The 11,711-nt window shown below is 72.9% G+C and carries 6 protein-coding genes and 1 pseudogene; 4 read left to right on the forward strand and 3 right to left on the reverse strand.

The genetic code is table 11. From position 1 onward, the window contains the following. The first annotated feature begins 1 nt into the window (after position 1). From AB0C59_RS11095 to AB0C59_RS11105, 3 genes are all read left to right on the forward strand, one after another. On the forward strand, positions 2-2,383 hold the full coding sequence (locus AB0C59_RS11095; protein ID WP_363002954.1) for a molybdopterin cofactor-binding domain-containing protein: 2,382 nt from the start codon (positions 2-4) through the stop codon (positions 2,381-2,383). A gap of 106 nt (positions 2,384-2,489) precedes the next feature. Beyond that, positions 2,490-3,950 carry an NCS2 family permease gene (locus tag AB0C59_RS11100; RefSeq protein WP_363002956.1) on the forward strand — a complete coding sequence of 487 codons (1,461 nt, stop codon included), beginning with the start codon at positions 2,490-2,492 and terminating at the stop codon, positions 3,948-3,950. 65 nt (positions 3,951-4,015) lie between these two features. Beyond that, a complete protein-coding gene (locus AB0C59_RS11105; RefSeq protein ID WP_363003314.1) occupies positions 4,016-5,167 on the forward strand; it encodes an XdhC/CoxI family protein in 1,152 nt (383 codons plus the stop codon). A gap of 46 nt (positions 5,168-5,213) precedes the next feature. On the opposite strand, the gene AB0C59_RS11110 is transcribed toward AB0C59_RS11105, so the two are convergent. From AB0C59_RS11110 to AB0C59_RS11120, 3 genes and pseudogenes are all read right to left on the reverse strand, one after another. Next, positions 5,214-5,666, reverse strand: a complete 453-nt coding sequence (locus AB0C59_RS11110) for an SRPBCC family protein (protein WP_363002958.1) — start codon at positions 5,664-5,666, stop codon at positions 5,214-5,216. Between the two features lie 55 nt (positions 5,667-5,721). Then, positions 5,722-6,465: pseudogene (locus tag AB0C59_RS11115) on the reverse strand (CorA family divalent cation transporter); the annotation flags it as partial. 518 nt (positions 6,466-6,983) lie between these two features. Next, positions 6,984-9,788, reverse strand: coding sequence for an AAA family ATPase (locus AB0C59_RS11120; RefSeq protein ID WP_363002960.1), 2,805 nt, complete (start codon positions 9,786-9,788; stop codon positions 6,984-6,986). A gap of 323 nt (positions 9,789-10,111) precedes the next feature. Here AB0C59_RS11120 and AB0C59_RS11125 point away from each other — a divergent pair, with 323 nt between their 5' ends. Next, positions 10,112-11,665: an AMP-binding protein gene (locus tag AB0C59_RS11125; RefSeq protein WP_363002962.1), complete on the forward strand. Its 1,554-nt coding sequence runs from the start codon at positions 10,112-10,114 to the stop codon at positions 11,663-11,665. Positions 11,666-11,711: the final 46 nt, after the last annotated feature.

Genomic DNA, 11,711 nt, shown 5'->3' on the forward strand with positions numbered 1-11,711 from the left:
CATGCCCAACGGCGCTCCCACCAAGATCACGCAGGGCTCCCGGACCAGGGGCGGCATCGGGGAGTCCACGCTCCGCCCGGACGGCGTCCTCAAGGTCACCGGAGAGTTCGCGTACTCCTCCGACATGTGGCACGAGGACATGCTCTGGGGCCAGATCCTGCGGTCCACGGTCGCGCACGCGGAGATCGTGTCCATCGACACCTCCGAGGCCCTCGCCCTGCCCGGCGTCCACGCCGTCATGACGTACGACGATCTGCCCACCGAGGTGCGCACCTACGGCCTGGAGATCCAGGACACCCCGGTCCTCGCCCACGGCAAGGTCCGCCACCACGGCGAGCCGGTCGCCATCGTCGCCGCCGACCACCCGGAGACCGCGCGCCGCGCCGCCGCCAAGATCAAGGTCGAGTACCGCGAGCTGCCGCTCATCACCGACGAGGCGTCCGCGACCGCGCCGGACGCGGTCCTCGTCCACGAGCACCGCACCGACCACCACATCGGGCACGTCCCGCACCCGAACATCGTCCACCGCCAGCCGATCGTGCGCGGAGACGCCGCGGGCGCGGCGGCGCGGGCCGACGTGATCGTCAGGGGCGAATACCACTTCGGCATGCAGGACCAGGCCTTCCTCGGCCCGGAGTCCGGCCTCGCGGTACCCGCCGAGGACGGCGGCGTCGACCTGTACGTCGCCACCCAGTGGCTCCACTCCGACCTGCGGCAGATCGCACCCGTGCTCGGACTGCCCCCGGACAAGGTCCGGATGACGCTGTCCGGGGTCGGCGGCGCCTTCGGCGGGCGCGAGGACCTCTCCATGCAGATCCACGGCTGCCTGCTGGCGCTGCGCACCGGCAAACCCGTCAAGATCGTCTACAACCGCTTCGAGTCCTTCTTCGGGCACGTCCACCGCCACCCCGCGCGGCTGACCTACGAGCACGGCGCCACCCGTGACGGCAAGCTCACCCATGTGAAGTGCCGGATCGTCCTCGACGGCGGCGCGTACGCCTCCGCGTCGCCGGCCGTCGTCGGCAACGCCTCCTCGCTCGGCATCGGCCCCTACGTCGTGGACGACGTCGACATCGAGGCCATCGCCCTGTACACCAACAACCCGCCCTGCGGCGCCATGCGCGGCTTCGGCGCGGTCCAGGCGTGCTTCGCCTACGAGGCCCAGATGGACAAGGTGGCCAGGGAACTGGGCATGGACCCGGTGGAGTTCCGGCGGCTGAACGCCATGGAGCAGGGCACCGTCATGCCGACCGGCCAGCGCGTCGACTCCCCGGCGCCGGTCGCCGAACTCCTGCGCCGCGTCAAGGCGATGCCCATGCCGCCCGAGCGCCAGTGGGAGAGCTCCGAGGGCGCGGACGTACGCCAGCTGCCCGGCGGCCTGTCCAACACCACCCACGGCGAGGGTGTCGTGCGGGGCGTCGGCTACGCCGTCGGCATCAAGAACGTCGGCTTCTCCGAGGGGTTCGACGACTACTCGACCGCCAAGGTGCGCATGGAGGTCATCGCGGGCGTTCCCGTGGCCACGGTGCACACGGCCATGGCGGAGGTCGGCCAGGGCGGCGTCACCGTCCACGCGCAGATCGCCCGCACCGAACTCGGCGTCGCCCAGGTGACCATCCAGCCCGCCGACACCCGGGTGGGGTCGGCGGGTTCGACCTCGGCCTCCCGGCAGACGTACGTCACCGGCGGCGCCGTGAAGAACGCCTGCGAACTCCTGCGGGAACGCGTCCTGGAGCTGGGCCGCCGCAGGTTCGGCTCCTACCACCCCGCCTGGGCCACCGCCGAACTCCTCCTGGAGGGCGGCAAGGTCGTCACCGACGGCGGTGAGGTCCTCGCCGACCTCGTGGACGTGCTCGGGGAGGAGTCCGTCGAGATCGAGCGCGAGTGGCGCCACCGGCCCACCGAGCCCTTCGACCTGCGCACCGGCCAGGGCAACGGCCATGTGCAGTACACCTTCGCCGCGCACCGCGCCGTCGTGGAGGTCGACACCGAACTGGGCCTGGTCAAGGTGATCGAACTCGCCTGCGCCCAGGACGTGGGCAAGGCCCTCAACCCGCTGTCCGTCGTCGGCCAGATCCAGGGTGGCACCGTCCAGGGCCTCGGCATCGCGGTCATGGAGGAGATCGTCGTGGACCCGAAGACGGCGAAGGTGCGCAACCCCTCCTTCACCGACTACCTCATCCCCACCATCCTCGACACGCCGACGATCCCGGTCGACGTGCTCGAACTCGCCGACGACCACGCGCCGTACGGGCTGCGCGGCATCGGCGAGGCCCCCACCCTGTCCTCGACCCCGGCCGTCCTGGCGGCGATCCGCGCCGCCACGGGGTTGGAGCTCAACCGCACGCCGGTCCGTCCGGAGCACCTCACCGGAACGGCCTAGCGGCATCCAGCGCCTCGGGCCGTCCCCCGGGTCGTGACACATCCCAAATCCCGTGACCGCGCGCGCGGTCGCACGGGTGCCCCTATGAACCTTGGGAGATGGCGCCATGACCCAGCAGTCAGTGGAGTCCAGGACCACGGGCGAGGACGCGGGTGCGGGCACCCGCGTCCCGGCCGGCCGGTCCTGGCTCGACCGGTACTTCCACATATCCCAGCGGGACTCCACACTCGCGCGCGAAGTGCGCGGCGGCATCACCACCTTCATGGCGATGGCGTACATCCTGCTGCTCAACCCCCTGATCCTGTCCGGCAAGGATGCGGCGGGGGACACGCTCGCCCAGAAGGCGGTGATCACCGCGACCGCGTTCGCGGCGGCCTTCACCACCCTCCTGATGGGGTTCGTCGGCAAGGTGCCGCTCGCCCTCGCCGCCGGCCTGTCCGTCTCCGGAGTGGTGTCCTCGCAGGTCGCGCCGCAGATGACCTGGCCGCAGGCCATGGGCATGTGCGTGATCTACGGTGTGGTCATCATGCTCCTGGTCGTCACGGGGCTGCGCGAGATGGTGATGAACGCGATCCCGCTGCCGCTCAAGCACGGCATCACCATGGGCATCGGCCTGTTCATCGCGCTCATCGGCTTCTACAAGTCCGGCTTCGTCCACCAGGGCAAGGCCACCCCGCTGAGCCTCGGCCCGGCGGGGGAGCTGTCGGGCTGGCCCGTGCTGCTCTTCGCCGGGACCCTGCTGCTGATCTTCATGCTCCAGGCCCGCGGCATCCCCGGCGCGATACTGGTCGGCATCGTCAGCGGCACCGCGGTCGCCGCCGCCCTGAACGCCGCGGGAGTCGTCAAGGCCGGTGCCTGGGCGAGCGGGACGGCCCCCGAACTGCACGGCAGCGCCGTGTCGATGCCCGACTTCTCGCTCTTCGGCCAGGTCGAGTTCGGCGGCTGGGACAAGGTCGGCGCGATGACCGTCGGCATGATCGTCTTCACGCTGGTGCTCGCGGGCTTCTTCGACGCGATGGCCACCATCATCGGCGTGGGGACCGAGGCCGGGCTCGCCGACGACCAGGGCCGGATGCCGGGCCTGTCCAAGGCGCTGTTCATCGACGGTGCGGGCGGCGCGGTCGGCGGCCTGGCGGGCGGCTCGGGGCAGACGGTGTTCATCGAGTCGGCCACCGGGGTCGGCGAGGGCGCGCGCACGGGCCTCGCCTCCGCCGTGACCGGCCTGTTCTTCGCGGCCTGCCTGTTCTTCACCCCGCTGACCGCGATCGTCCCCCAGGAGGTCGCCTCCGCCGCCCTGGTCGTCATCGGCGCCATGATGCTGATGAACGCCCGCCACGTGGACTGGTCCGACCGCGCCACCGCGATCCCGGTGTTCCTGACCGTGGTCCTGATGCCGTTCACCTACACGATCACCACGGGCGTGGCCGCGGGCGTCGTCTCCCACGTCGCCATCAGGGCGGCCCAGGGCAAGGCGCGCGAGATCGGCGCCTTCATGTGGGGGCTGACCGTGATCTTCCTGGTCTACTTCGCCCTCCACCCCATCGAGACCTGGCTGGGCGTGCGCTAGCGCCGCGCACGCCCTACGTGAACGCCGTCAACGCCGTAGTCGTCAACGTCGTGAGGGAGACCGAGATGCTGGACATCGCCGAGGAGCTGCACCGGTGGGTCGGGCAGGGCCGTGACTTCGCCGTCGCCACGGTGGTGGCCGTCTCGGGCAGCGGTCCCCGCCAGCCCGGCGCCGCCCTCGCGGTGGACGCCGACGGCACGGCGATCGGCTCGGTCTCCGGCGGTTGTGTGGAGGGCGCGGTCTACGAGCTGTGCGTGCAGGCGCTCACGGACGGCGAAAGCGTCGTGGAGCGCTTCGGGTACAGCGACGAGGACGCCTTCGCGGTCGGCCTGACCTGCGGCGGCGTCATCGACATCCTCGTCGTGCCGGTGCGGGTGGGCGACCCGGTCCGCCCGGTGCTGGCCAAGGCGCTGGCCGCCGCCGCACAGGGGCGGACGGCGGCGGTGGCGCGTGTCGTGAGCGGCCCGGCCGACCTGCTCGGCCGGGCCCTGCTCGTGCGTCCCGACGGGCCCCACGAGGGCGGCTTCGGCGCCCACCCGGAGCTCGACCGCACGGTGGTGGCCGAGGCGCGCGCCCTGCTGGCCGCGGGGCGCACCGGCGCCGTGGAGATCGGAGAGCGGGGCTCTCGCTGCGGAGCACCGCTCACGGTTCTGGTCGAGTCCTCCGTCCCCCCGCCCCGCATGATCGTGTTCGGTGCGATCGACTTCGCCGCCGCGGTCGTCCGGATCGGCAAGTTCCTCGGCTACCACGTCACCGTGTGCGACGCCCGCCCCGTCTTCGCCACCCGCACCCGCTTCCCGGACGCCGACGAGATCGTCGTCGAGTGGCCGCACCGCTACCTGGAGCGGACGCGGACCGACGGCCGCACCGTCCTGTGCGTGCTCACGCACGACGCCAAGTTCGACGTCCCGCTGCTGCGGCTGGCCCTGCGCCTCCCGGTGGCGTACGTCGGCGCGATGGGTTCGCGCCGCACCCATCTGGACCGCGACGCCCGGCTGCGCGAGGTCGGTGTCACCGAACTCGAACTCGCCCGCCTGCACTCCCCGATCGGCCTCGACCTCGGCGCCCGTACGCCCGAGGAGACGGCCCTGTCCATCGCCGCGGAGATCGTCGCCGGCCGCCGCGGCGGCAGCGGGGTCCCGCTGACGGGCGCCCACACCCCGATCCACCACGACGCGGCGTCGGTGCCGGCGGGCCGGATCGGTTCGGTCGCCTGATCGGGACCCCCGGTCGCTCCTGCCGCCGGGGATCACGGGACAGGCCTCAGCCCCCCGCATCGGCCGCAGGCCCCGGTCCGGCTCCCAGCAGCCCGTCGACCGCGCGCCCGAACATCCGCCGTGCGGCCCAGTCGAGCGGCGTGTCGAACAGCGCGGGCAGCGCCCGCACGCCCAGTTCCTCCCGCCACACCACCCGCGAGCCCCCGTCCCCGTGCGGGTGCACCTCGATCTCCGCCCAGCCGGTCACGAGCCGCCCCCGCTTGACGATCCGGCACAGCGCGGGCGGCCGCCACACCTCGACCTCCATCGGGTCGTCGAAGCCGACCGGTCCGATGCCGGTGCGTGCCACGAACACGGTGCCGGGGCCGGTCGGCGGCGCGGTGACCACCGAGATCCGGGTCAACGGCACGACGTCGGCGTGCCGTGCCCAGTCCGTCAGGCGCGACCAGGCCCGCTCGACGGGGAGCGGGGTGACGCGCTCCAGCAGGACGAGAACCACGTTGACACCCTCCATCGCTTGCGTTAGAGCTTATAACGAACGCGAGAGTGGGACTGGTGGCGCGCTGGAACTCGACCATCTTCCGGGACAGTTCGTAGATGCGCCGGGAGACGGCCGGGTCGCCGCCGAAGACCTGGGTCTCGATCTCGTCGATGTCGTTCTGCACCCCGGCGACCACGGGCGCGTACCCGTCGACCAGCGCGTCCAGGATCGCGTAGAGCACGGCCTCCGGTCCGAGCCCCAGCAGTTCGGGGCTCGCCTCCATACGGCGTCGTACGGCCGACAGGTCGGGGGCGGCGCCATGGCGGACCGTGATGACGAAGTCCGGTCCGACGAACACGTGCAGCTCGCCGAAGTCGACCTCCTCCGGCGCGTCCAGATAGCGGGCGGCGCGCAGCACCACGAACAGGGTCTCGCCGTACCGCTCCAGCTTCGGCCGCTGGTGCGCCTCCATCGCGTCCTCGACCGCGAGCGGATGCAGGTCGAACTCGGCGGCCAGGGAGAGGAGTTCGGCCTCGGTGGGGCGGGCGAGACCGATCCACGCCATGCCGTCCGGCTGATCCCGCAGCTCGCGGAAGGTGTCGGCCGGCGTGGGCGGCGAGGAGACGCGGACGCCGTCCCGGTAGAGCGCGGCCTGGACGATGCTGGCGGAGTCCGCCGGTTCCGCCCCGGCCTCCGCTCCCGGGCGCCCGTCGTGAGAGGGGTCCTCGGGCCGGGGTGAGGGGGTGGGGGACAGGGCGCGGCGCCAGGCGGCCTTCCTGCCGTTCCCGTCACCCGGTCGGGCGCGTCGCTCGGCCATCGCCGCCGCCTCCCGTGTCGAGGCGGGCCCCTGTGGTCACGGAGCCGGGTGTGCAGGACATACCGCGATGGTACGCGCCGCACGGCGGACGGTTCCTCGCGATCGGTCCCGACGGCCGCCGCATTGGTGAGGGGGCGTTGCGGGCCGCTCGTGGAGGCCCGCAACGCCCCCCGGCTCGTGCCTGAGCGGTGCTCAGGAACCTTCAGGGTGTCGCGGAAGGTGCTACCTGCCAGGACGCCCCCGGTGCACGGGGGACCGCCGCTGTCGTCCTGGCAGGAGTTCGCGTGAGGTCTCCTCGGGCCGGTGGGGGAAGCTCGACGTGCTCGATGGTGCACGGGGCGGAGGGACCCCTTGTGTGCCGGGTGCGGAAGGCACGCCCTCAGGCTAGGAGCCGGCCGCCCCACTCCCCAATGAGGGAACCCCCTAGGGGGAGTGGGGCAGGGATAACCCTTGCCGCGGGGTGCGCCCGCGGCGCCGCCGCCGCGCGCCACGCCCGCAGCGCCCGACGGCGCGGGACCTCAGCCCGGGTGGTGCCCCGCCGCGAGCCGCACGATGTCGACCCGGGACCGTATCCCCAGCTTGCGGTAGACCCGTGTCAGCGTCGCCTCCACGGTCTTGACGCTGATGAACAGGCGGGCGGCGATCTCGCGGTTGGTCGAGCCCTCCATCACCAGCGCGGCCACCTGCCGCTCCGTCGCGGCCAGGGTGTCCAACGCGGCCGCCGCCAGCGGCTGCCGCACCGGTCCCGTGGCCGAGGCCGTCTCCACCTGCCGCAGCCACGGCATCGCACGGCAGCGGCGGAAGAGGCGGGTCGCCTCCTCGTACGCCGCCGGAGAGTGCCGCCGGGCGCGCAGCCCGGCCAGCGCGTAGGCCGCCCGCGCCTCCTCCAGCGCGTAGCCGAACTGCCCGAGGTGCTCCTGTGCCGACGCCAACTGCCTTTCAGCGGACTCAACTTCGCCGCGGCCCGCCCGGATCAGGGCCTCCGCCCGGTCCAAGGTCGCGAGCACGCTGCTGCGGCCGAGCCGCTGCGCGTGTCCGCGCGTCGCGTCCACGACGTCCTGCGCCTCCGCGGTCTCCCCGATGCGCACCAGAGCCTCGGCGAGGTCGCCCTGCCAGCGCCCCCGCGCCGGGTCGGTGACCCCGAGGCCGCCCTCCAACTCCCGTACCCGGCGCAGCGACCGCACCGTTCCGGGCGCGTCCCCGGCCACCAGCTGGGCGTGTCCGAGCGCGGCCAGGGCGCGCGACTGGTAGAGCACGTCGCCGTCCTCCTCGGCGCGCCGCACGGCCTCCTGGGCGAGCGCGAGGGCCCGCTCCACCTCGCCGCCCGCGGCTTCGGCCAGCGAGGTCAGCGTCGCGCTCGCCGCCTCACCGATGCCGGTGTCCCGTGCCAGCCGCAGACTCTCCCGCGCGAGGTCGAGGGCCCGGCCGCAGTGACCGGCCCGCAGCTCGGTCTCGGCGAGTCCGCGCAGGAAGTGCACCTCGGCCTCGACCATGCCGCGCCGACGTGCCTCGCGCAGCAGCGAGCTGACCGTCTTGCGCGCCTCCGGGAGCTGGTCGCTCATGATCAGCCAGCGGAACCGGGCGGCCCCCGCGCCGTTGTGGTCGCACGCCACGCGCGGATCCTGCGGCTCCCTCAGCGCCCGCTTGATGGTCGCGGGAGCGTCCGGGTGCCCCATCAGCGTCTCGGTCTGGGCCTGGAAGGCCAGGGACAGCAGTTCGTTGCGCCGGTCGCCGGCCCGCGCCGCCAGGTCCGCGGCGAGCGCGCCCTCCTCCCGCGCCCGGTCGAAGTCGCCCTCCACGAGCAGCGCCCGCCAGGCGAGCTGGTAGTGCACCAGGGCGAGCAGCCGGGGGTCGTCCCCGGCGTCCGCGAGCGCCTGCGGGAAGACCGCGTCCACCTCGGCCATCGCGTGCCCGGCGGCGTCGATCACGACCATCCAGGCGCGCACCCGGTCCGCGGGCTCGGTCGCCTGGGCCAGCACCTCCTGGGCGATGTCCCGGGCGAAGTCGGTCTCCCCGGCGGTCAGCGCGTCCTCGGCGGCCTGCGAGCGCCGTGCGTCCGGACCGGGGACGGCGTCCTGGGGGGTGTGCCGGGCCGCGAGGAGCCCGAGGTTGGCCGCGACCGAGGGCGCGCCCCGGTCCCGTGCCACGGCGGCGGCCTCGGCGAGCCGGGCGGCGACGCCGAGGTCCGTGCCGGTGGTCGCCAGCGCGAGATGCCGGGCCCGTTCGATCGGGTCGGAGGCAGCCGTGGACAGCGCGGCGTGCACCGCCCGCCGCTCCTGGGTGTCGGCCTGGGCGTAGAGGGCGGCCGATATCAGCGGATGCGCGAACCGTATGTAGGGGGCGTCCCGTTCCGTCATCAGCAGTCCGAGCTCGGCGGCCCGCGCGGTCTCGGCCTCCGCGTTCTCCCGGCCGGCCGCGTGCAGCAGGGCCGGCGTGGGCCGCGCGCCGGCGCTGGCCACGAGCAGCGTGCGGCGTGCCTCGGGGGACAGCGCCTCCAGCCGGTTCAGCACGAGCGCGCGCAGCGAGGTCGGCACGGGCAGCGGCTCACCGGGGCTCGGCGGGGTGCTGCTCTCGAAGAGGGCCCGGCCCAGTTCCAGTGCGAACAGCGGGTTGCCGCCGCTGGTGCGGTGGATGTCCCGGACCGTGGAGCGGGGCAGGCCGCCGAACCCGCGCTGGTCGAGGAGCTCCGCGACCTCGGTGCGGGAGAGGGCGCCGACCTTGACGGCGAGCGTGTCCGGCGGGGACGCGCTCAGATAGCGGTCGTGCTCCTGGCCCTGCGGTTCGGTGTGGGTGCGGACCGCGCACAGCATCTGCACGGGCGTACCGCCCAGGCGTCGCGCGGCGAAGCCGAGGAGCTCGGCGCTGGCGGGATCCAGCCACTGCTGGTCGTCCGCGACGATCAGCACGGGGCCGCGGGCGGCGAGCGCGCGCAGTGTGGACAGCACCGCGAGCCGCAGCGCGAGCCCGTCCCGTTGCAGCGTGGACTCGCCGCGGCCGGTGAGCGCGGACTCCAGGGCGGTGCGCTGCGGGACGGGCAGCTGGTGGGCGACCTCGTCCACGACCAGCCCGAGCAGGTCGGCCAGCGCCAGGAAGGGCAGGTGGGATTCCGACTCGGTCGCCGAACAGCGCAGGACGGTGCGCGCGGTTTCGCCGTATTCCGCGGCCAGCGCGCGCAGGACGGTCGACTTTCCAATTCCCGCCGGGCCGTGCACCAGCACGCTGCCTCCGGCGGCCAGCTGCTCGCGCGCCCCCGCGAGCAGTTCCTCCCGGCCGATGACCAGGTCGGGGCGGGGTCTCGCAGGCTCATTGAAGTCGCGTCGCACGGTGACCGCTCCCCTCCGTGTGTCGTGTTCGGGCCAATATTAGGCAACCAGTCTTTGAAATTCGGACAGACAGCAGGGTGAGGGAAATAACAAGGGGGACGTGCAGCGGAATTCGGTCTCGGCCGTGAGGGGCGAAGGGAGAGTCGACATTCTGTCCGTAGACATGTCGAATGTGGACATGGGTGATGAATGGGATGTCGGTGCGGCGGCTCCGCCGGAGGTGCGCGTCGAAGTGGTCGGGATCGGGGTATTGCGTGGGGGACGAGGGGTGCGGCGTGATGGTGGGCGGCACACAGGACCCGAAGAAGGTGTAGGGCACAACGATGCGCGTTCCGATGACCATCGCCGACTTCCTGGACCGGGCGGAACTGGGCTTCGCCCACAGCCCCGGAGTGATCGACGAGCCGGACCAGCCCGCACCGCCGGTGCCCGTGTCGACGTACGGCCGCCTCGGTGAGCGGGTGCGGGCCTGGCAGGCGGGGCTGGACGCGCTGGGCGTGGCGGAGGGGGAGCGCGTGGCGGTCGTCAGCCACAACTCCGCCCGCCTGCTGGAGCTGCTGTTCGCGGTGCCGATGAGCGGCCGGATCTGCGTGCCGGTCAACTTCCGGCTGAGGGCGGAGGAGATCGAGTACGTGGTCCGGCAGAGCGGCGCCTCCGTGCTGCTGGTCGACCCGGAGGTGCACAAGGCGACCGCGGACCTGGCCACGGACGTCGCGCCGGCGCGCCGGTTCGTGCTCGGGGAGCAGACGGAGGCCGAGCTGATGCGGTACGGGGTCGAGCCCCGCCCCTGGTCGCACCCGGACGAGGACGCCACCGCCACGATCAACTACACCTCCGGAACGACCGCACGCCCCAAGGGGGTTCAGCTCACCCACCGCAACATCTGGGTGAACGGCCTGACCTTCGGCCTGCACACGCGGGCCTGGGAGCGCGACGTCTACCTGCACACCCTTCCCATGTTCCACTGCAACGGCTGGGGCATGCCCTTCGTGATGGCCGGGCTCGGTGTCAAACAGGTGGTGCTGCGCAAGGTCGACGGGGCGGAGATCCTGCGCCGGGTGGAGGAGCACGGGGTGACGCTGATGTGCGGCGCGCCCGCGGTGTGGAACGCCGTGCTGGACGCGGCCGCCGGCTGGGAGGGCGAGATCCCCGGGCGGGACACGGTGCGGATCGTGTGCGCGGGGGCGCCGCCGCCGAGCCGGACCATCCAGCGGGTGGAGGAGGAGCTCGGCTGGGAGTTCACACAGATCTACGGCCTGACGGAGACCTCCCCGGTGCTCACCTTCAACCGCGGGCGGCCGCAGGACGACGGCCTGCCCGCCGCGGAGCGGGCCCGCAGGCTGTCCCGGGCCGGTCTGCCGGCGCTCGGCGTGCGGCTGCGGATCGCGGACTCCGGCGAGGTGCTGGCCCGCTCGAACGTCGTCCTGGACGGCTACTGGGAGAAGCCGGAGGAGACGGCGGCGGTGCTGGAGAATGGCTGGTTCCACACCGGCGACGGCGGCCGGCTGGACGCGGCGGACGGCCATCTGACGATCTCCGACCGCAAGAAGGACGTGATCATCACCGGTGGCGAGAACGTGTCGTCCATCGAGGTCGAGGACACCGTCTTCAGCCATCCGGCGGTGGCGGAGGTGGCCGTGATCGGGGTTCCCGACGAGAAGTGGGGCGAGACGATCAAGGCGCTGGTGGTGCGCGCCGAGGGCGCCGCGGTGAGCGAGGCGGAGATCATCGCGTACTGCAAGGAGCGGATGGCGGGCTACAAGGCTCCGACGAGCGTGGAGTTCCGGGACGAGATCCCGCGCACGGCCACGGGCAAGATCCAGAAGTTCAAGCTGAGGGAGCCGTACTGGGCGGGGCGTGGGCGGGACGTCAACTGACGCGCCCCTCTTCCAAAGCCGCGGTCCATGGCCTGAAATGGATCAG

The sequence above is a fragment of the Streptomyces sp. NPDC048664 genome (assembly GCF_040650555.1).
In the GTDB taxonomy this organism is placed as follows: Bacteria; Actinomycetota; Actinomycetes; order Streptomycetales; family Streptomycetaceae; genus Streptomyces.

What these genes read in the sequence shown, in the direction of transcription:
- AB0C59_RS11125 (WP_363002962.1), top strand. Translation starts at nt 10,112, where the DNA reads ATGCGCGTTCCGATGACCATCGCCGACTTCCTGGACCGGGCGGAACTG.
- AB0C59_RS11095 (WP_363002954.1), top strand. Translation starts at nt 2, where the DNA reads ATGCCCAACGGCGCTCCCACCAAGATCACGCAGGGCTCCCGGACCAGG.
- AB0C59_RS11100 (WP_363002956.1), top strand. Translation starts at nt 2,490, where the DNA reads ATGACCCAGCAGTCAGTGGAGTCCAGGACCACGGGCGAGGACGCGGGT.
- AB0C59_RS11105 (WP_363003314.1), top strand. Translation starts at nt 4,016, where the DNA reads ATGCTGGACATCGCCGAGGAGCTGCACCGGTGGGTCGGGCAGGGCCGT.